This window comes from Chthonobacter albigriseus (assembly GCF_013839445.1).
Classification (GTDB): Bacteria; Pseudomonadota; Alphaproteobacteria; order Rhizobiales; family Pleomorphomonadaceae; genus Chthonobacter; species Chthonobacter albigriseus.
On sequence record NZ_JACDIT010000002.1, the window covers coordinates 41,650 to 62,371 of the forward strand.

20 protein-coding genes are annotated in these 20,722 nt (G+C 67.2%); 9 read left to right on the forward strand and 11 right to left on the reverse strand.

Features of this window, described 5'->3' with window-relative positions:
* Positions 1-39: 39 nt before the first annotated feature.
* The 10 genes from dxr to HZ321_RS08365 form a co-directional block, all read right to left on the reverse strand.
* The gene (gene dxr, locus HZ321_RS08320) at positions 40-1,236 is read right to left on the reverse strand and encodes a 1-deoxy-D-xylulose-5-phosphate reductoisomerase (RefSeq protein ID WP_181701831.1); all 1,197 of its coding nucleotides are present in this window, start codon (positions 1,234-1,236) and stop codon (positions 40-42) included.
* A 10-nt stretch (positions 1,237-1,246) separates the two neighbouring features.
* Positions 1,247-2,107, reverse strand: a complete 861-nt coding sequence (locus HZ321_RS08325) for a phosphatidate cytidylyltransferase (RefSeq protein WP_181701832.1) — start codon at positions 2,105-2,107, stop codon at positions 1,247-1,249.
* Between the two features lie 2 nt (positions 2,108-2,109).
* Positions 2,110-2,868: an isoprenyl transferase gene (locus tag HZ321_RS08330; protein ID WP_206682755.1), complete on the reverse strand. Its 759-nt coding sequence runs from the start codon at positions 2,866-2,868 to the stop codon at positions 2,110-2,112.
* A 74-nt stretch (positions 2,869-2,942) separates the two neighbouring features.
* Positions 2,943-3,506: a ribosome recycling factor gene (frr, locus tag HZ321_RS08335; protein WP_181701833.1), complete on the reverse strand. Its 564-nt coding sequence runs from the start codon at positions 3,504-3,506 to the stop codon at positions 2,943-2,945.
* A 126-nt stretch (positions 3,507-3,632) separates the two neighbouring features.
* A complete protein-coding gene (gene pyrH, locus HZ321_RS08340; RefSeq protein ID WP_181701834.1) occupies positions 3,633-4,352 on the reverse strand; it encodes a UMP kinase in 720 nt (239 codons plus the stop codon).
* A gap of 161 nt (positions 4,353-4,513) precedes the next feature.
* Positions 4,514-5,443: a translation elongation factor Ts gene (gene tsf / locus HZ321_RS08345; protein ID WP_181701835.1), complete on the reverse strand. Its 930-nt coding sequence runs from the start codon at positions 5,441-5,443 to the stop codon at positions 4,514-4,516.
* 189 nt (positions 5,444-5,632) lie between these two features.
* On the reverse strand, positions 5,633-6,409 hold the full coding sequence (gene rpsB, locus HZ321_RS08350) for a 30S ribosomal protein S2 (RefSeq protein WP_181701836.1): 777 nt from the start codon (positions 6,407-6,409) through the stop codon (positions 5,633-5,635).
* A 246-nt stretch (positions 6,410-6,655) separates the two neighbouring features.
* Complete coding sequence (locus HZ321_RS22010; protein WP_425305384.1) at positions 6,656-7,192, reverse strand: hypothetical protein; 537 nt, start codon at positions 7,190-7,192, stop codon at positions 6,656-6,658.
* A gap of 203 nt (positions 7,193-7,395) precedes the next feature.
* Positions 7,396-9,936, reverse strand: a complete 2,541-nt coding sequence (locus HZ321_RS08360; RefSeq protein WP_181701837.1) for an OmpA family protein — start codon at positions 9,934-9,936, stop codon at positions 7,396-7,398.
* Positions 9,937-10,139: 203 nt separating this feature from the next.
* Positions 10,140-11,102, reverse strand: coding sequence for a porin (locus HZ321_RS08365; RefSeq protein ID WP_181701838.1), 963 nt, complete (start codon positions 11,100-11,102; stop codon positions 10,140-10,142).
* A 563-nt stretch (positions 11,103-11,665) separates the two neighbouring features.
* Here HZ321_RS08365 and HZ321_RS08370 point away from each other — a divergent pair.
* Complete coding sequence (locus HZ321_RS08370) at positions 11,666-11,926, forward strand: hypothetical protein (RefSeq protein ID WP_181701839.1); 261 nt, start codon at positions 11,666-11,668, stop codon at positions 11,924-11,926.
* A gap of 31 nt (positions 11,927-11,957) precedes the next feature.
* Here the strand turns inward: HZ321_RS08370 and HZ321_RS08375 are convergent, their stop codons facing one another.
* On the reverse strand, positions 11,958-12,899 hold the full coding sequence (locus tag HZ321_RS08375; protein ID WP_181701840.1) for a c-type cytochrome: 942 nt from the start codon (positions 12,897-12,899) through the stop codon (positions 11,958-11,960).
* A gap of 116 nt (positions 12,900-13,015) precedes the next feature.
* On the opposite strand from HZ321_RS08375, the gene alr reads away from it, so the two are divergent.
* From alr to HZ321_RS08415, 8 genes are all read left to right on the forward strand, one after another.
* Entirely contained in the window at positions 13,016-14,131 is a 1,116-nt protein-coding gene (gene alr / locus HZ321_RS08380; RefSeq protein ID WP_181701841.1) for an alanine racemase, read from the forward strand.
* A 73-nt stretch (positions 14,132-14,204) separates the two neighbouring features.
* A complete protein-coding gene (radA, locus tag HZ321_RS08385; RefSeq protein ID WP_181701842.1) occupies positions 14,205-15,632 on the forward strand; it encodes a DNA repair protein RadA in 1,428 nt (475 codons plus the stop codon).
* A 68-nt stretch (positions 15,633-15,700) separates the two neighbouring features.
* A complete protein-coding gene (locus tag HZ321_RS08390) occupies positions 15,701-16,357 on the forward strand; it encodes a CvpA family protein (protein WP_181701843.1) in 657 nt (218 codons plus the stop codon).
* 118 nt (positions 16,358-16,475) lie between these two features.
* Positions 16,476-17,948, forward strand: coding sequence for an amidophosphoribosyltransferase (purF, locus tag HZ321_RS08395; RefSeq protein ID WP_181701844.1), 1,473 nt, complete (start codon positions 16,476-16,478; stop codon positions 17,946-17,948).
* Positions 17,949-17,985: 37 nt separating this feature from the next.
* Entirely contained in the window at positions 17,986-18,729 is a 744-nt protein-coding gene (locus HZ321_RS08400; protein ID WP_181701845.1) for an SDR family NAD(P)-dependent oxidoreductase, read from the forward strand.
* 81 nt (positions 18,730-18,810) lie between these two features.
* Entirely contained in the window at positions 18,811-19,278 is a 468-nt protein-coding gene (locus HZ321_RS08405) for a DUF983 domain-containing protein (RefSeq protein WP_181701846.1), read from the forward strand.
* Positions 19,268-20,002, forward strand: a complete 735-nt coding sequence (locus tag HZ321_RS08410; protein ID WP_181701847.1) for an NUDIX hydrolase — start codon at positions 19,268-19,270, stop codon at positions 20,000-20,002. The genes HZ321_RS08405 and HZ321_RS08410 overlap by 11 nt, the downstream gene beginning before the upstream one ends.
* A 96-nt stretch (positions 20,003-20,098) precedes the next feature.
* Positions 20,099-20,719 (forward strand): GNAT family N-acetyltransferase, encoded by a 621-nt coding sequence (locus tag HZ321_RS08415; RefSeq protein ID WP_181701848.1) that lies wholly within the window; start codon positions 20,099-20,101, stop codon positions 20,717-20,719.
* Positions 20,720-20,722 lie beyond the last annotated feature (3 nt).

The window sequence follows — 20,722 nt, forward strand, 5'->3', positions numbered from 1 at the left end:
CTGAGCAGCCGCCCGAAGGCGGCGCCCCACTCGTTCCTATCACCGGATTCGGGTCGTCACCACCTCGGCCGCGATCCGACGGGCCAAGTCGTCGAGCCGGGTCGCCTCTTCCAGGGATCCGGGGTCGGCCACCGCGCCCGTAGCGATCGCCCGGTCGAGCGTCATCTCGACAGTCACCGCAATGTCGGTGTAGCCGATCCGGCCCGCAAGGTAATTCTCGACGGCGATCTCATTGGCCGCGTTCAGGACGCAGGGCTGCCCCCTGCCCTCCGCCAAAGCCGCCTCGGCGAGCGCAAGGCAGGGGAAGCGCAGGCGGTCGGGCTTCTCGAAGGTGAGTTGGCCGAGCGCCGCCAGGTCGAGCGGCGCAACAGGCGTCGGACGCCGGACCGGCCAGTCGAGGCAGTAGCCGATGGGCGTGCGCATGTCGGGCGAGCCGAGTTCGGCGAGGAGCGAGCCGTCGGAATAGCGGACGAGACCGTGGATGACGGACTGCGGGTGAACCAGCACGCCGAGCCGGTCCAGACCCACGCCGAAGAGATGGTGGGCCTCGATGAGTTCCAGGCCCTTGTTCATCAGCGTGGCGCTGTCGATCGTGACCTTCCGCCCCATCGACCAGTTCGGGTGCTTCAAGGCGTCCTCGGGCCGGAGCGCCGCCATCCTCTCCAGCGGCGTGGTGCGGAAAGGCCCGCCGGATGCCGTCAGGATGATCTCCGCGACGGCCGCCATGTTGCGGGTCTCGAGCGCCTGGAAGATGGCGTTGTGCTCGCTGTCGACGGGAAGCACCGTGACCTCTCTGCGGGCTGCTTCCCGCATGAAAAGGTTGCCGGCGCAGACGAGCGTCTCCTTGTTGGCGAGAGCCACGATCCGGGTCGCGGCAAGGGCAGCCAGCGAGGGGGCCAGGCCTGCCGCGCCGACGATGGCGGACACGACGATGTCGGTGCTTCGCGCCGCAGCCTCGATCACCGCCGAGGGCCCGGCGGCGGCCTCGATGCCGGATCCGGCGAGCGCGGCCTTCAGGTCCGCATAGGCGGCGGGATCGGCGACCACGGCGAGTTCGGCGCCGACCGCGCGCGCGGTACGCGCCAGCGCGGTTGCGTTGCCATTGGCCGTGACGGCCACGACGGTCCAGCGCTCGGGATGGCGTTGGACGAGATCGAGGGTCGACGTGCCAATCGAGCCCGTGGCGCCCAGGATGGAGAGGCGCCGCGGCGGCGCAGGATCGCGGGGGTCTGTCATGGATGCCCTGTCACCATGCCACGAGGCCGGCGCCGATCTCGCCGCCTCCAGTCCTGGCGTAGCCAATCAGGGCGGCGGCCGCGAGCGCGACCACGAGGCCGTCGACGCGGTCCATGATGCCGCCGTGGCCGGGGATGATGGTCCCGGAATCCTTGACGCCAAACCGGCGCTTGATGGCCGACTCCAGGAGATCGCCCACCTGGCTGAAGACCGAGAGCACAGCCGCAATGATCGCGCTGGAGGCATAGGTGGTCAGTCCGGCCATTGCGATGGTAGCGACACCGGCGGCGATCCCGGCGACCAGGCCGCCAATCGCGCCGGACCAGGTCTTCTTCGGCGAGACCCGGGCCCAGAGCTTGGGTCCGCCGATCGAACGGCCGGCGAAATAGGCGCCGCTGTCCGTTGCGATCACGACGACGAAGGTGAAGATGATGGCGACGAGGCCGACAGCGCTGCCCCCGTTCTCGCCGATGCCGCGCAGAACGACAGCCGCAACACCGGGGAAGCCGGCATAGACGATCCCGACGCCGAGCCATGGAAGGCGGGGATCTGCAATCCGCGCCAGGACGGTGGCAAGCGCGACGGCGCTCATCACAGCCATCGACGAGGACGGGTCCCAGATCGCGGAGAAGACGGATACGAGAACCAGGACGATCGCGGACTTGTCGACCATCCGGACTGTGAAAGGCCCAGTGATGCGCGACCACTCCAGGAGCACGAGCGCCGAACCGATGGCAGCGAAGGCGGCAAAGATCATACCGCCGGCAACAATGGCGGCGATAGCGACCGCCATCATGACCACGGCCGAGACGAGCCTCAGGCGGAGGTCCGACCCGGGAGCCGTCGGCGGGGGCTGCCGATCGGCTGCCATGCTCAGGCCCCAGCCGCGGCCGGGACGCCGCCGAAGCGGCGCTCGCGGCCCAGGAACTCGTCGATCGCCCGGTCGAACTCGTCGGCGGTGAAATCCGGCCAGTAGGCAGGCACGAAGACGAACTCGCTGTAGGCCGCCTGCCAGAGCAGGAAATTCGACAGTCGCTGCTCGCCGCTGGTGCGCAGGATCAGGTCGGGGTCCGGAATGCCGGCTGTGTCCAGCCGCTGACTGATCGCGTCCTCGGTAACGGACTCGGCAGGGAGGCGGCCGGCGGCGACGTCGGCGGCGACGCGACGCACGGCCCGAGCGATTTCATTGCGCGCCCCGTAGTTGAAGGCGACAACCAGCGTCAGGCCGGTGTTGCGCGTCGTCTTGGTTTCGGCCTCCTCCAGGAGGGCGCGGATATCGGGGGCCAGATCATCCCGTTCGCCGATGACGCGGACCCGGACGTTGTTGGCGGCGAGTTCGGCGAGGTCGCGGCGGACGAAGTGCTTGAGGAGCGACATCAATTCGCGCACCTCCTCGGCCGGGCGGCTCCAGTTCTCCGACGAGAAGGAGTAGAGCGTGAGGTAGTCGATGCCGATGCGGCCGGCGTGGCGGACGATGTCGCGCAGCGTCTGGACACCACGGCGATGGCCCTCGAAGCGCGGCAGCCCGCGGCTCCGGGCCCACCGGCCGTTGCCGTCCATGATGATGGCGACGTGCCGCGGCAGTCCCGTCGGCGCTGTCGCCATGCTGATCGCTTCGCTGCCCGTCGTCATGGATCCCCCGGATCCGTTCGGCCCAAGCAAGGCCGATCGGTCACCTCATTCACGCTCAGATCGAGGCCCCGTCCTCAGACCTGCATGATCTCTTGTTCCTTGTGCGCCAGCAGCTTGTCGACCTCGGCGATCGTCTCGTCGGTCAGCTTCTGCACGCGCTCGGAATACGCCCGCGAACTGTCCTCGGAGAGGAGGCCTTCCTTCTCCAGGTCCTTCAACTCGTCCATGCCGTCGCGCCGGACATGGCGAACGGAGACCCGCGTCGCCTCCGCATACTTGTGCGCGATCTTGACCAGATCCCTGCGCCGCTCGGTGTTGAGCTCGGGGATGGGCAGACGCAGCAGCGTGCCGTCGACGATCGGGTTGAGGCCGAGGTTGGATTCACGGATCGCGCGGTCCACCGCGCCGACCATCTGCTTGTCCCAGACCTGGACGGAGAGCATCCGCGACTCCGGGACGCTGACGCTTGCCACCTGGTTCAGCGGCATGGTCGAGCCGTAGGCGTCAACCGTGATGGCATCGAGGAGGTTGGCCGAAGCCCGCCCGGTCCGCAGGCTGGCGAGTTCGTTCTTGAAGACGGAGATCGCACCCTGCATGCGACGCTTCAGGTCGCTCATGTCGAATTCTTCGTCAGCCATTCTTCTTCTTCCTTTATCGCACCCGGCGGTCACGGGCTCCACGCGTCAGATCCCCGTCTGAAGGAGGCTGCGCGCTCCAAAGGATACGTGCGCGAGCCAGCCCTCCGGCTTCGGCTCGACCCCGCATCAGTCGGTGATCACCGTCGAACGACCGTGTCCGGTCAAGACGTCGACGAAGGAGCCCGACTCGTGAACAGAAAAGACGATTACCGGAATCCGATTGTCGCGGGCAAGAGCAATCGCCGCAGCGTCCATGACCTGTAGATTCTTCGCAAGCACTTCCTGGTGAGTCAGGCGTTCGTAGCGGGTTGCCGTCGGATCCTTCTTGGGATCGGCCGTATAGACGCCGTCGACCTGGGTTCCCTTGAGGAGGGCGTCGCAGTTCATTTCGGCGGCGCGCAGGGCGGCGCCGGAATCGGTAGTGAAGAAGGGATTGCCGGTGCCGCCGGCGAAGACGAGCACCTTGTTCTCGGCGAAATGCTTCAGCGCCTCGCGCTGGGTGAAGGTTTCGCAGAGGGCCGGGATGGCGATGGCCGAGAGCACCACGGCGGACACGCCGAGCCGGTCGATGGCCGATCGCACGGCGAGCGCGTTCATGACGGTTGCGAGCATGCCGAGGTAATCGCCGGTGGTGCGGTCCCCGCCCTCGGCCGCCACCTTGACGCCGCGAAAGATGTTGCCGCCGCCCACCACGACGCCGACCTGGACGCCCAACTGGTGCGCCTGGACGATCTCCGACGCCAACCGCTCCACGACCTTCGGATCGATGCCGAAACCCCGGTCCCCCATCAACGCTTCGCCGGACAGTTTCAGAAGGACGCGACGGTAAAGCGGCTTGTCCGCCATCGGGAAGGTCTCCTGGGTGTTCTGGATCATTTGGCCGGGAAGTACGGCCATTGGACGGGATGGAGGCGCATGGCGCAACGGCATCGTGTCGATTTGATGCCCTACCCACGTGAAAAGGGCGCCGTCCATGAGAACGGCGCCCGGATCGTTGCCGAAGAGCCTCAGCCCTTCGCGCCGGCTGCCGCCGCCACTTCGGCGGCGAAGTCGGTCTCTTCCTTCTCGATGCCTTCACCCAGCGCGAAGCGGACGAAAGCCGTGGCCTTGATCGGCGCGCCGACGGTGGCCTCAGCGGCCTTGATCGCCGCCTCGACGGTCAGGTCGGGGTTGACGACGAAAGCCTGCTTGAGGAGCGTGGACTCCTCGAAGAACTTGCGGATGCGACCCTCGACCATCTTCTCGATGACCTGAGCCGGCTTGCCGCTCTCCTTGGCCTGCTCCAGGTAGACCGCGCGCTCGCGCTCGACCACGACCGGATCGACCTCCTCGGCCGAGAGGGCGAGCGGGTTGGTGGCGGCGACGTGCATCGCCACCTGGCGGCCGAGCTTGAGGAGCTCGTCCTTGCTGCCGGTGGATTCCAGCGCGACGAGAACGCCGATCTTGCCGAGGCCGTCGACGATCGCCGAGTGGATGTACGGGGCGACGACGCCGTCGCTGACCGACAGGGCCTTGGAGCGGCGGAAGTTCATGTTCTCGCCGATGGTGGCGACGAGTTCCTTCACTTCGCTCTCGACGGAGTGGCTCTTGCCGGGATAGCCGGCGGCGGCCGTCTTGTCGCGATCGCCACCGTTCGCTACGGCGACGGCGGCCACGTTCTTCACGAGCTGCTGGAAGGCGTCGTTGCGGGCGACGAAGTCGGTCTCGGAGTTGACCTCGACGACCGCGGCGCTGGTGCCGGACACGGCGACGCCGACAAGGCCTTCCGCAGCGACGCGGCCGGCCTTCTTGGCGGCCTTGGACAGGCCCTTCGCGCGCAGCCAGTCGACCGCCGCCTCGATATCGCCGCCGGTTTCGGTGAGGGCCGCCTTGCAGTCCATCATGCCCGCGCCGGTCATTTCGCGGAGCTCTTTCACCTGTGCAGCCGAGATGCTCATCAGTTCCTCTTCCGGTCTGGAATCAAGTGGCAGTCTGCGTCCGTCCGGAGGTCCTATCGGCGCGAGCCGACATCCTCATGACGAGCCGCGGGCCGATCGCTCGGCGCGGCGAAGGACGCGTTCAAAAACGACGGGCGAACCAGCCCTGGTCCGCCCGCCGTCGATCAATCAGCCAGGGCGACGTTGGCCTCAGGCGGCGGCTTCGCTGGTTTCGGCGAGCGCCGGCTCTTCGAGGACTTCCTCAGCTGCGCCGACGTCGACGCCGAGCGAGCCCTGGCCGCGGGAGATGCCGTCGATCGCCGCGCGGGCGATCAGGTCCGTATAGAGCGCGATCGCGCGACCGGCGTCGTCATTGCCCGGCACCGGGAAGGTGATGCCGTCCGGATCGCAATTGGAGTCCAGGATGGCGGCGACGGGGATGCCGAGGCGGCGGGCTTCGTCGATCGCGATCTTTTCTTTGTTGGTGTCGATCACGAAGATGAGGTCCGGCGTGCCGCCCATGTCCTTGATGCCGCCGAGCGCACGCTCGAGCTTGTCGCGCTCGCGCGTCATGACCAGCCGCTCCTTCTTGGTGAGGCGGTTGGCGGCGTCGCTGTTCAGCGTCTCGTCAAGCTTGCGCAGACGCTGGATCGAAGCGGAGATGGTCTTCCAGTTGGTCAGCATGCCGCCGAGCCAGCGGCTGTTGACGTAGTACTGGGCCGAGCGGCGCGCCCCGTCGGCGACCGCTTCCTGGGCCTGACGCTTGGTGCCGACGATGAGCACGCGACCGCCGCGGGCAACAGTGTCCGAGACCGCCTTCAGCGCCTGGTGCAGCAGGGGCACCGTCTGCGCGAGGTCGAGGATGTGGACGTTGTTGCGCTCGCCGAAGATGAACGGCTTCATCTTCGGGTTCCAGCGGTGGGTCTGGTGGCCGAAGTGGACGCCGGCCTCGAGGAGCTGGCGCATGGTGTAGTCGGGAAGAGCCATTACAGAACTGTCCTTTTTCCGGTTCTACCTCCGCGGGGTCCGGATCTTTTGTGTGCCGCTTATGCCAGCGAACACGATCCGACCGGACGGGAACGCAAAAGCGCACCCGCGGCCCGCGTGTGGGATGGCGGCCATATAGGGGAAGAGGCGGGTCGATTGCAAGCGCGGAGGCGCAATTGTGGCCTCTAGCGGCAGTTATTCGCGTCGGAACGGCCGATCGAACCGTCTCGCGACAGGAATCGAGGCTCAAGCGATGCGGGATGCGGCCTGTGTGACCCAGTCCTCGCGCTCAATCCGGCCGGGGAATGCGAGGTAGGATCCCACCCAGCGCGCCTCTTCCGGCGTCCAGGCCGCGATCTGCTCGAAGTGGTAGATGCCGAGCGCGTTGAGCCGCGCTTCGTTCTGCGGACCGATTCCCTTGATCAGCTTCAGGTCGTCCGGCATCCCGTCGCGTGGGCCGGCGAGGATTTCCGGCCGAACACCGACCTGGTCCGCCGCCGCGGCGCGGGAGGGATCGATGACCGAGGTGGGCGGCTCGGGCAGATCCGCCGCCATCTCCACCACCTCGGGCGTCGGAACGGCGACAGGCTCCACTTCAAGCGGGGCGAAGGACTGCGTCGGGGGTAGCGGGTCCAGTTCCACGGACGGTGCACCGCCGGCTGCCGCCAGTCGCGTCGCGCCCGACCGGTCGGACAGTACACGCCGCAGAACGATGCCGGAGACGATACCGGCCGCCGTGAAGGCCAGGAGCAGAACGAATGTCTCCAGAACCAGCCAGATCATGCCTCAAGTCCTTTCGGGCGGCTGTCGAACGACCAGCGACGCCTTGATGCCAATCCCCGCGTCACGCGGCGCTCAGGTTTCGGGCGAGCGGTCCGCCGTGAACCAGCCGATCACGACTCCCAGAACCAGCGCCGCCAGTACATAGGGCCAGAGTGCAAACGTCAGGTAGATCATGGTGGTCCCCTCCCCCGTTCGTTGCGCCGCTACGGCTGGGGCGCCGGGGCTGGCGCCGCCGGATCCGCAGCAGGAGCCGCCGGCGGTGCTGCCGGCACGACGCGCATCTCGATACGCCGGTTTCTGGCTTGTCCGTCCGGCGTGCTGTTGTCGGCCGCGGGCTTGTCCGCGCCGAAGCCCAGAGCTTCCAACCGGGTCGCGTCCACCCCGGTGGAGACGAGAAGCGCGACGACCGCGTCGGCGCGCTGCTTGCTGAGCGACAGGTTGGCCGCCGGGTCGCCGACGTTGTCCGTGTGCCCTTCGACCACGAGCTTCGCCTCGGGGCACCGCTGCGCGGTTTGCGCGATCCGGTCGATGAGACCGTGGCTTTCGTCGGCGATCTCGGCCTTGTTCGTCTCGAAATAGATCGCATTCCGGGACAGAAGGTCAGTGAGCAGCGCTTGGCATTCGCCCTCGGACACATCGGGCCCGCGCCGCGCGACGCCGACGGAGGTATCCAGACGGAAGCCCTTGGGAACCGCCGAGGCGATGTCGGAGGAGAGCCGCGTGGCCCCGACGCCGGTGAAGGCCTTGCCCTGCACCGTGATGGTCGGCCCCGAAACGGTCACGGTGCCGGTTGCCAGCAGTGCCGCGGCCCTGATCGCGACGATCACCGCCTCCTCCGCCCCCGGTGGCAGATCGGCAGCTTCCTGCAGGCTCATCTCGACGTCCGCCCTGCCGAAGCTGCGGGCGACGAGATCGGCGACGCGGTCGCGGACTTTGGTGCTTGCGATGGTGCCCTGGATGGAGAGGGCGTCGAGGCCCCGATCGATGGTGAACTGCAGGAGCGGCGGCGCATCGATGTAGACGACGCCCTTCGTCGTGCCGGGCGGCAGGTCTTGATCGAAGGCGCGGGTCACCGCCGCGGCGGCGCGCGCATCCTTGGTCTGACCGGCGACCGACAGCTTGCCGTCCTCGAAGGCGACCTTACCGGAGTCCAGGCCGGCGAGCTGGTCGGCCGCGAAGGCTGCGACGGCTTCCAGATCGATGCCGGCGGGCAGTCCACCGGCAAGCTGCGTCCGGTCCGCGACTCCCAGGTCGCCGGCGAAGTCCTCGGCTGCCTCACGGATGACGGTGCGGGACTCCTCGCTCGGGACGAAACCGGAGATGACGACGTCCTCGGCGCCCTTCTCGATGGACCAGGTGAAGGGCTTGACCAGCGGCGGCGAGACGCGCACGTCGAACTCGAACCCCTCGGGGGCGTTGGCGCTGACCTCGGCGTTGACGTCGAGAAGATCCGCGCCGGTCTTGGCTGCGCCGACGATGGTCAGTCTGGTATCGGCGATGGTTGCCGCACCGGTCGAGAGGTGCTGCATCAGATCGACGGCGAAGACCGCAGCCGCCTGGAAGCCATCCGGCGCCCCGTTGGCAAGGGTGCCCTCCACGACGGCCCCGTTGAGACCGGCGACGCGGGTAGCGGCAGTCTTGACCGCTTCCAGCGTCTCACTGCTCGGCACGAACCCGGACACGGTGACCTTCTCGCCGTCGCGGACGACCGTCAGGGTGAAGGGCTTCACGAGCGGGAGGTCGATCGAGGATTCGACGACGAAGCCGGCGGGGTTCCAGGTATCGAGATACGCGAGCAGCGTGCGATAGGCTTCCGGTGTCGCAGCGGTTCCGCTGACGGAGATCGCCTTGTCGGTGACGTCGACGCGACCGGCCGCCATCAGGCTGAGGAAATCGAGCGCGTCGGCCGCGGCGGCGGCGAAGCCATCCGGCGCGCCGGATGCGAGGTCGACGGTATCGCGCAAGATGCGCTGGCCCGCGGCCGACCGGGCGGCGCCGAGCAGTGCGTTGCGTGTGTCCGGATCCGGTGCGTAGCCGGACACGGTGACGGCCCCGCCGTCCAGGACGGCACTGTAGGAAAAGGGCGTCGCCACCGGCCGGACGATGTCGATGGAGGCGACGCGGAACCCTTGCGGCAGTCCGGTGACGCCCTCCCTGAGCCGATCGTAGGCGGCGTTCGACGCGGCTTCACCGGAAATGGCGACGGACTGGTCGGTCAGCGTGACGGAGCCGGAGGAGATGTCGGCCAGGATCGGGTAGAGGCGGGCAAGAGCTTCGCCGAAGCCCTTTTCCGGCGCGCCTCGCGCCAGCAACAGCCGGTCGTTGTAGGCGGCGTTCGGCACGGCCCCGGTGAAGCCTTCCACCATGCGCCGGCGTTCCGGCCCAGAGGGCGCCGAACCGGAGATGGTGAGCGCACTCCCAGCGCGCGACAGGGTGACGACATAGGGCGCGGCTTCCGGAAGCAACGCCACGGAGCTGTCATCGACGGATCGAACGCCGAACAGGCGTTCCACCCGTTCCTGCGCAAGCCGGCGGAGTTCCTCGGTGGGGGCAGAGCCAGAGAGCGAGACGTCACGCCCGTCGACCTCGACCGAGGCCCACGACGTCACCTCCGGACTGAGGACTTCGCGGCTCTTGCGCTCGACGTCGTCGACGATGCGCCCGCCGTTGATCAGCAGAGCGACAAAGGTCAATGCGACAGCAACCAGAATTCCAGCCGCAGCCCGTGCCTGCCAGCGCACCATTCCCGACCCCTCCCGCCGCAGCCGTTCTTCGCCGCAGCCATCGATGGTCGCCAGCCTAAGGGCGGGCGATGCGCGGCGCAACTCGGCTAGACGTCGCGGAGCACGCGGGTCGGACCGTGTCGCCATCGCGCGACACTCGCCTGCTCGCCAAAAGGAAAGGGCCCGGTTTCCCGGGCCCACCCTTGCAAACCTCGAACTGGTGATTACCAGCTGCGGGTCAGCTGAACCGCGAAGGCGGTGTCTTCGTCGGCACCTTCGGTGTCGGTGTACTTGAAGCCGGCTTCGGCAACGAGACCCGGAACGACGGTGTACTCAACACCGGCGCTGGCGGTCCAGACGTCGGTCTCGTCGATCGTGTAGCCGAGCGAGGCGACCAGCGCGAGAGTGTCGGTGGCCGAGTACTTGGCACCGAGACCGATGTCGATCTGATCGTCGTCAGCCTCTTCGGCGTAGTAGACGACGCCGTTGATTTCCAGCGGATCGGCGATCTTCACGATCGCGCCGAGCTTGGCGGCGATCAGTTCGTCGTCGGCGAAGTACTTCACGCCGAGTTCGGCCGAACCCCAGGGCTGGCCCGTCACGCCGACAACCGCGACGAAGTTCGGGGCGTCGCCGAAGGTGGCCTCGTAGGCCTCGGCACCAGCCTCAACCGCGCCGCCGACGTAGAAGCCGCCGCCAAGGCCGTCATAGAGCACGGTCAGCTGGGCGGTGTCGCCGTTGCCGAAACCAAGGTCGTAGATGCCGTAGCCGGAGTCCTGATCGAAGATCGAACCGGTCTCACCGACGGTGAGGTAGCCGAGCTGGATGAAGGCTTCTTCGATGCTGACGTCCTTGTCGGCAGCTTCGCCACCGCCGCCGATGCGGAAGTAGGAACGGAGCGTGCCGTACTCGGTCGCGGTGCGGGCGTCGAAGCCCACGCGGCCGGTGATGTCAACGACCAGGTCGCCGCTGTCGTCGGTGTACTCGCCCTTCACCCGGACGCGACCGTCGATCTTGAAGCAGGTGTCACCACCCGGGATGTAGAAGAAGCCGGCGCCGAAAGCGTCGCAGACCTTTACGTAATCCACGGCCGCCGGGACGGCTTCACCCGGCAGGTCCGCAGCCTGGGCGCCCGTGGCGACCATAAGGCCTGCGGCAGTGCCGAGCAGGATGTGCTTGATGTTCATGTTCCTGACCTCCAAACAAAACCAGAGGAGGAACCGGCCGCCAGCGAAGCTTCCAAAGACCCTTTGTAGTCAGGGTCTGTCCGCACCACTCGTCCGGTCCCAAGCGACGCCGCGCCACCCGTATCGGCTGCCACCCCTGACAGCCGGTGATGCGACGGAGCGAGCTCGGTCTCCCGAAAACTTACGACCAGAAAATTGCTGAGGCCGGAAGCATGCGCAATCAGGAAATGCCTTAGGCACCTTTGTCATGTCTCCATTCAAAGGTACTGTTGCGTTTATGCACCGTGGTATGCATTAGTTGCTATGTTTTGCGTTGTTTTAGATATCTTCGAGTAACCAAATGTTACTAGTTACTTACCGCGATCGCGGTGTCCGCCGGCTTCCCTGCGGGGAGATTCCGACTCGCGACGAAGCGGACACGACCGGGCGACCGCGGCATACGCGCGGCCGGTATGGATCGAGCAGGGATTTGCGGGATCGTTAAAAAGCCAGGGAAGACTTTCGCGCGGTTTCAACACGTCCCGGGGCATGGTCGGCGTCTCGTCACGCGACCGGGGGGTCCGATGCTGCTTCTCTACGCCTTCTCATTCGTCTCCGGCTTCGCCGCCTCGGTGGGCAGCCGCCGTTCCATCCAGTCGGTGATGATGATCGCCATCGTGGCCGTGGCGTGCCTATCGGCTGCGGTCTCCGGCAGCACGATGCCTGCGGTGACCGTCCAGGCTCTGGGCGCCGCCTTCGTCTTCATCTTCGGATCGGCGGCGACGTTGGTTCTCGATCCGGTTCGGCTCAGCATCGCCCACCGGCTGCACCCTCACCTCGGCTGACCGCTCGGGCCGGGCAATGCCGGCCCGCCGCTCAGCTGCCGCCCTCGGCGTTTTTCGGTGCGGTGCTGGGGTGCGCCGGAACCGCCTTCAGATAGGCAGCGATCGCCGCGCGATCCTCGGCCGGAAGCGCGGCCATATTCTCCTGCACGGCCACCATCGAACCACCGAACGAGTCGTAGTCCGGCTTGAACCCGGTCTCTAGCGCGTTGACGATGTCCTCGGCCGTCCACGACGCGATGCCTTCCTGATGGGGCGTGATGTTCGGGATCGAGCCCTTCCCCTCCGGATTGGCCGCACCGGCCAGCCAGTTGGCCTTGTCGGGGCCGCCGATCGGGTTACGCGGCGTATGGCACTCGCCGCAGTGACCCGGACCCTCGACAAGATACTGCCCGCGTCTTGCCGCCTCCGTCACATCTGCGGGGAGAGACGCTACGGGCGCGGGATCCAGGTAGAGCGTCTTCCAGAGGCCGAGGCCGCGCCGGACGTTGAAAGGAAAGCCCAGCAAGTGTGGGCCGACCTCGTTCGACACGGCCGGCAGCGTATCCAGGTACGCCTTCAAGTCGATGATGTCCTCGGTCTTCATGCGCGCGTAGGACGTATAGGGAAACGCCGGATAGTAGTGGCGACCGTCCGGGGATGTGCCGCGCTGCATGGCATTGACCAGGTCGAGCGCGGACCAGCCGCCAATGCCAGTCGTCTCGTCGGGCGAGATGTTCGGCGACCTGAACGTGCCGAAGGGCGTCGCCAGTTCAAGCCCGCCGGCAAGCTTCAGCTTGTCCTCGCCTTTCGAACCGGGTGCGGCGTGGCATGAGGAGCAGCCGCCGGCGTGGAAGATGCGCTCGCCATTGACGATATCCGGCTGATGGTCCGGCAGATCGGCCGCCTGAAGCTGCTGGGGGGTGGTCAGGACCCAGAACCCGGCCGCTCCCACGGCGCCGAGTGCCAATGCCGCCGCGCCGAGCTTCCTGAGCATGCCACCTTCTCCGACCTGGATTCGCCCGCCGAGACTAGCGGGGCGGGCTTGCCTGTCAAAAAACGCTTCAGTGAACGGTTGCGCGGCACTGCCCAGAATCGTCTAGACTCTCGGGCATGAACGACGACGCTACACATGGCCGGGGCGTCGGGGGGCGGCTGACCGTCGACCTCGCCGCCCTGGCCGCGAACTGGCGGGCACTCGCGGCTCTCGCGCCCTCGGCCGAGACCGGGGCGGCGGTGAAGGCCGATGCGTACGGGCACGGGCTGGCTGCGGCCGGCGATGCACTCCGGTCGGCCGGGTGCCGGACCTTCTTCGTCGCGCTGCCAGCCGAAGGTGCCACGCTGAGAGCTGCTGTTCCGCAGGCGACGATCTACGTCCTCAACGGCTACTTCGCCGATGCCGCGGAGACCTACCGTCGCGAGCGGCTCCGGCCGGTGCTCGGCGGGCCGGAGGAGATCGACGCCTGGCTCGCGGCCGCGAGCCCGGCTGACGAGCCCCCTGCCCTCCATGTGGACACCGGGATGAACCGCCTCGGCCTTTCGTTCGACGAGGCGGCCGCACTCTCCGCCGAACGCCCCAGGGTGGAGCGCCTGCGGCCGGCGCTCGTGATGAGCCACCTGTCCTGTGCGGATAGCGCCGAGCACCCGCTGAACCGACTCCAGATCGAGCGCTTTCGTGCAGTCCGTGCGCTGTTCCCGGGCGTTGCGGGGTCGCTATCGAATTCCGCGGGACTTCAACTCGGCCCGGCGACGCACCACGATCTGACGCGGCCGGGCATCGCGCTTTATGGCGCACGCGCGGGCAACGCCCTGTCGCCGCTCCGTCCGGTCGCCACGCTGGAGGGACGGATCGTTCGGGTCCGAACGGTTCGCGCCGGTGAATGGGTCGGCTACGGCGCCGCCTTCGAGGCCCGGCGCGACAGCGTGATCGCGATCGTCTCGGTGGGCTATGCGGACGGCTACATCAGGCGATCGGGGGCGTCGGACGCAGGTTCCGGCGCATCTGCCGCGATCGACGGGCAGCGGGTTCCCCTCGCCGGCCGCGTCTCGATGGACCTGCTGGCGGTGGACGTCACCGACCTGCCGGCCGGATCGGCCCGCCCGGGCGCTTGGGTCGAGCTGTTCGGCTCGACGATCCCCGTCGACGAGGTTGCCGACCACGCGGGCACGATCGGCTATGAACTGCTCACCGGCCTCGGGTCCCGCCTTGCGCGTCGGTGTATTGAATAAGATCCGGCTGCCCTGTACAAAACAAGAACATCCGCCCATATTCGGGCCGCATCTCCTCAAACACCGAGTCTCCATGGCCAAACGCTCCACCCAGTTCGTCTGCCAATCCTGCGGCGCGGTCAGCACCAAGTGGGCGGGCAAGTGCGAGTCATGCGGCGAATGGAACTCGATCGTCGAGGAGACGGCCGGCGGCGGCATCGGCGGCGGACTGATCGGCCAGAAGGGCCGCGCCATGCGCAAGGGCCGCATCGTTCCCCTGGTCGCGCTGTCCGGCGCGATCGACCAGGCGCCGCGGCTCGCGTCAGGCATCGGCGAGTTGGACCGAGTGACCGGCGGCGGATTCGTGCGGGGGTCGGCTCTGCTGGTCGGCGGAGACCCGGGCATCGGCAAGTCGACGCTGCTCATCCAGGCGGCGGCAGCGCTGGCGCGGACCGGCGGGCGGGTCGTCTATGTTTCCGGCGAGGAAGCGGTGGCCCAGGTGCGCCTGAGGGCGGAGCGGCTCGGACTGGTGGACGCGGCGGTCTCGCTCGCCGCGGAGACGAGCGTCGAGGACATCATCACCACGCTGCAGGACGGCCCGCCGCCGCATCTCGTCATCATCGATTCCATCCAGACCCTCTGGACGGAGGTGGTGGATTCGGCGCCCGGCACGGTGGCGCAGGTGCGCACCTCGGCTCAGGCCATGATTCGCTACGCCAAGGAGAGCGGGGCGACGGTCGTGCTGGTCGGCCACGTGACCAAGGAAGGGACGATCGCCGGTCCGCGGGTGGTGGAGCACATGGTCGACGCGGTGCTCTACTTCGAAGGAGACGGCGCGCGGCACTTCCGAGTCCTTAGGGCCGTGAAGAACCGGTTCGGCCCGACAGACGAGATCGGCGTGTTCGAGATGACCGGAAAGGGGCTGAAGGAAGTTCCCAATCCCTCTGAGCTGTTCATGGGGACAAGGGACGCCTCCTCGCCGGGCGCGGCGGTTTTCGCAGGGATGGAAGGCACGCGGCCGATGCTGGTGGAGGTGCAGGCTCTGGTGGCGCCCTCCTCGCTCGGAACGCCCCGGCGGGCGGTGGTCGGGTGGGACGGCAACCGGCTGTCGATGATCCTGGCGGTGCTCGAAGCCCACTGCGGGATCCGGTTCGGCCAGCACGACGTCTACCTGAACATCGCCGGCGGGTTGCGCATCCAGGAACCGGCCGCGGACCTTGCCGTTGCCGCCGCGCTCGTGTCCTCGCTTGCCGGGGTTGCTCTCGGGCCGGATTGCGTCTATTTCGGCGAAGTCAGTCTATCAGGGGCCGTACGGCCCGTGGCCCACGCGACAAGCCGCCTCAAAGAGGCAGAAAAGCTGGGGTTCGGCCGCGCCGTGGCGCCAAAAGGGAGCCCAGGCGAGGAACCGATGCCGGCCATCCGAGTCGGCGCCGTCGCGGAGCTCACGGATCTCGTTTCCCGGATTGCAGCGTCGGGCCGGCCTCGCCAGGAGGCGCCGGAACGGTTCGCAGTCCGGTCCTGAGGACAAGACGCCACGGCCTCAGGCGACCAGCAGGGTTCCCGCTCTTAAGACTCCAGGAAAGACCGACGATGCCGATCACCATTCTGGACGGGATCCTCCTCGTGATCATGCTGATCTCGGCCCTCCTGGCCATGATCCGAGGCTTCGTCCGGGAGGTGCTCTCGATCGCCGCCTGGATCGCGGCGGCGGTGGCCGCCTTCACCTTCTACGACGACCTGCTGCCCTATGTTCAGCAGCATATCGCGCAGAAGACGATCGCAATGGCGGCATCGGCGGGCGGCATCTTCCTGGTCACGCTGATGGTGGTCTCGTTCATCACCATGCGCATCTCCGATTTCGTGCTCGACAGCCGGATCGGCCCCCTGGACCGCACTGTGGGTTTCATCTTCGGTGCGGCGCGCGGGCTGCTGCTCGTCGTGGTCGGCCTGTTGTTCTTCAACTGGTTCATCCCGGACGAGAACGCGCAACCGGGTTGGGTTTCCGGCGCGAAATCGAAGCCGGTGCTGGAGGCGATCGGGGAACGTCTTCTGGCAGCACTGCCGGAGGATCCGGAAAAAGAGATCCTCGAGCAATTCAAGAACCCGCTCCGCGAGGAGTCACCGGACGGAGCGCCAGACGCGGCGCCATCGGACTCCGGAGCTGTCGAGGGCGACCCTGCCTACCAGAACACCGAGCGGGACGGACTGGACCAGTTGATCCAATCGACCGAGCCGCCGCGGCAGTGACGCGGGTGCATGGCTGACCGCCGTGATTCTGCGGTCGAAATTGGGCCACGGTCCGACTATATAGGGGCGAGCTGAAAGTCGGCGCGGCGCGTCACGACGTCCCCCGGAGACGAACTTGATGGAAGACTTCTCCCTTCACCCGTTCACCGCGGGTGACGACGACCGCTTTCATGAGGAATGCGGTGTGTTCGGCGTTTTCGGAGCGATCAACGCCGCACCGCTGACAGCCCTCGGCTTGCACGCGCTGCAGCACCGGGGACAGGAAGCCGCCGGCATCTGCACGTTCGACGGCAAGCAGTTCTACACCGAGCGACACATCGGCCTGGTGGGCGACAACTTCACCAAGCCGTCGGTGATCGCACGCCTTCCGGGCGACCGGGCGATCGGCCATACCCGCTATTCGACGACCGGTGGTTCCGGTATCCGCAACGTCCAGCCGCTGTTCGCCGAGCTGTCGGGCGGCGGCTTTGCCATCGCACACAACGGCAACCTGACCAACGCACTGTCCCTGCAGAAGGAACTGCAGCGACGAGGCGCCATCTTCCAGTCCACCTCCGACACGGAGACCATTCTCCACCTCGTCGCCACCAGTCGCGAGACGCTGCTGGTCGACCGGATCGTGGATGCGCTCAGGCGGGTCGAAGGCGCCTATTCGCTGGTCGCCGTCTCCGAGAAGAAGCTGATCGGTTGCCGCGATCCCCTCGGGATCCGGCCGCTGATCATGGGCGACCTGGAAGGCGCGATCGTGCTCGCCTCGGAGACCTGCGCACTCGACATCATCGGCGCGCGGTTCGTGCGTGAGATCGAGCCCGGCGAGATGGTCGTGGTGACGGAGGACGGCATCGAGAGCCTGAAGCCGTTCAAGGCCACGTCATCACGCTTCTGCATCTTCGAATACGTCTACTTCGCCCGGCCGGACTCCGTGTTCTCCGGAACGTCGGTCTACCAGGTGCGCAAGCGCATCGGCGCCGAGTTGGCGCGAGAGAGCGGCGTCGAAGCGGACATCGTCATTCCGGTTCCGGATTCCGGCACGCCGGCTGCGATCGGCTTCGCGGAGGCGGCAGGCATCCCGTTCGACTTCGGGATCATCCGCAACCACTACGTCGGACGCACGTTCATCGAGCCCACCGATTCGATCCGGCACATGGGCGTGAAGCTGAAGCACAACGCAAACCGAACCGTGATCCAGGGCAAGCGGATCGTTCTCGTCGACGATTCCATCGTCCGCGGGACCACGTCGGTCAAGATCGTGCAGATGATGCGCGAGGCCGGCGCGACAGAGGTGCACATGCGCATCGCATCGCCGCCGACGCGCGACAGTTGCTTCTACGGCGTCGATACGCCGGAGAAGGGAAAGCTGCTCGCGTCGCGTATGTCGATCGCCGAGATGGCGACCTATATCGGCGTCGACAGTCTGGCGTTCCTGTCGATCGACGGGCTCTACCGGGCGGTCGGCGAAGCGCGGCGCCACAACGAGCTGCCGCAATACTGCGACGCCTGCTTCACCGGCGAGTATCCCACCGTGCTGACCGACCAGTCCGGTGGCGACGGGAACGTCCGCCAGCTTACCCTCCTGGCCGACGCCCGCTAAGGCGGCGGCCTGCATTCCTGGAGCCTCGATCTTCGACATGGACAAGCGCATCGCCGTCGTCACCGGGGCATCGCGCGGCATCGGCCGCGCCGCCGCCCTCGCCCTGGCTCAGGCGGGTTGCCATGTGGTGGCGATCGCGCGGACCGAAGGCGGGCTGACCGAACTGGACGACGAGATCCAGGCCGTCGGCGGAAGCTCCACGCTGGTGCCGATGTCCGTGACCGACGGCGAAGCCATCGACCGGCTCGGCGGCGCCTTGTTCGAGCGCTACGGCCGGGTCGATGCGTTGCTTGCCAACGCAGGCATTCTCGGCCCGATGTCTCCGCTCAACGTGATCGATCCGAAGAAATGGGACGAGGTGTTCGCCGTGAACGTCACGGCCAACTGGCGGCTGATCCGGTCGCTCGATCCGCTGCTCCGCCAGTCCGCGGCGCCGCGTGCCCTATTCGTGTCGTCCGGCGCCGCTCACAAGTGCCGCGCCTACTGGGGGCCCTACTCCGCCTCCAAAGCGGCGCTGGAAGCGCTCGTGCGGACCTACGCACACGAGGTCGAAACGTTCGGCATCAAGGCCAACCTCGTCAATCCCGGCCCGCTGCGGACACGGATGCGCGCGCAGGCCATGCCGGGCGAGGATCCGCTGACGCTGCAGACCCCGGAGGATCTCGCGCCCCACATCGTGGCGGCGCTCGATCCGGCGGAGACGCGCACCGGCCTGATCTACGATTTTCCGTCGCTCGCTTGGCTGGAACCGCGCGCGCCGGAGCCGGTTCGAGCAGATTGACGAACGCGCAGCCCCGCGACGTCTCGCCCCGTGGCCGACGACGGCAGCCGAGGCTATGCGAATGAGGAAGAGGACTTTGCGATGACCGCCGACACATGGACCCCCGAACGCGTTCGGACGGAGACCCTTCCGAAGCGTGACACCTGGACGGCGATCAAGCGCGGTCTTCTGGGGCGCTGCCCGCACTGCGGCAAAGGCCGGCTGTTCGGCCGGTATCTCAAGGTGGTCGACCACTGCGAGGCTTGCGGCGAGAGCTACAGCGAACACCGGGCGGACGACCTGCCCCCCTACCTTACCATCATCATCGTCGGCCACATCGTGATCCCGCTGGTGCTGTCGGTCCAGCAGGCCTATCAGCCGCCCGACTGGGTGCAGATCTCGATCTGGGTTCCCGTCACGCTGATCCTCACGCTCCTGCTGCTGCAACCGATCAAGGGCGGCGTGGTGGGTATGCAGTGGGCGAACTACATGCACGGCTTCCACCCGCACGGCGCGGACGACGACGATCGCACCTACCGTGGTTCTCCAGGAGACAAGCTTGGCGGCTGACGTCGCGTCCTCTTCCGTCCCCCCCAAGAAGAAACGCCTCGTCCCCCGGGACGCGGCCACCCTGCTGATCCTCGACCGGACGCCCTCCGGCATCCACGTCCTGATGGGCAAGCGCCGGGACGATCTCGCCTTCAACCCGGGCGCCTACGTCTTTCCGGGCGGTCGCCTCGATCCCACGGACGGCCTCGTCCACGCCGCCGTTGATCTGTCGGAGCGCTTGCGCGAGCGTCTCCTCGACCGAATGAGGCCGAAACCGTCGCTGCGGCGGGCGCGCGGGCTTCTTGTCGCCGCACTGCGCGAAACGGCCGAGGAGACCGGGTACCTGGTGGGCGTGAAGGGTGGCGGGTTCGCGAAGGCTCCGCCCGGCGAGTTCCAGCCGTTTCTGGACCAGGGTGTCGGGCTGGATCTCTCCGCGCCGGTGCTGGTTGGCCGGGCGATCACGCCGGTGAAGCGTCCGCGCCGGTTCGACGCCCGCTTCTTTGCGGTCTGGGCGGACACCGCGGTGGCTCATGTCCCGACATCGCCGGTGCCGCCGGACAACGAGCTTTCGGATGTACGATTCGTCTCGCTGGCGAAGACCCATGAGCTGGAATTACCGCGCATGACCAAGATCATGCTGGCGGAACTTCAGAAGCGGCTTGAACTCGACCCCCGGCTTTCGGAAGACCTGCCCGCGCCGTTCTTCGTCCCGGTGGGTGAGAAGCACCGCCGCGAGGAGATCTGAGGCCGGGTGTTCACGAACACGCGACCCGGCCCGGGTTGCGCCGGGCCGTGAATTGTCGGATCACGGAGGCGGATTTCTCAGAAGGCCGATCCGTTCATGAACGCACCCCTTGCCGATGGCTACCACCCGCTGCTTCCAGGCAAGCTTGCGACGCTCGTCACCTATGTGGAGATGACATCGCCGCCGCAGCGGCCGGAAGCAGCAGCGCCGGCCGGCTACGACCTCGCCGTCGTGGAAAGCTGGACGGTGGCCGATTTCAAGCGGCTCTACGTGGAGATCGGCTTCGAGTGGTTGTGGACATCGCGGCTGCTTCTGTCCGACGACCAGTTGCTGGAGCGGCTGCACAAGCCGGGCACGGTGACCTTCACCCCCTTGAAAGACGAGCGGCGCATGGGCGTTCTGGAAATGGACTACGCCGATCCGGAGAACCCGGAGGTGTCTTTCTTCGGCCTCGTTCCCGAAGCGATCGGTGGCGGCGTCGGCAAATGGCTGATGGACCAGGCGATCCGCATGGCGTGGTCGCGACCGGAGACCAAGCGGCTCTGGCTGCATACCTGCCATTTCGACAGCCCGCAGGCGCTGCCCTTCTACCTGCGCATGGGCTTCAAGCCCTACGCACGCGCGGTGGAGGTTTTCGACGACGCGAGGCTGCTGAACAAGCTGGATGTCGGCGCCGGCCCGCACGTCCCCGTCATCCGCGACGCGCGTCTGCCCTGAGGG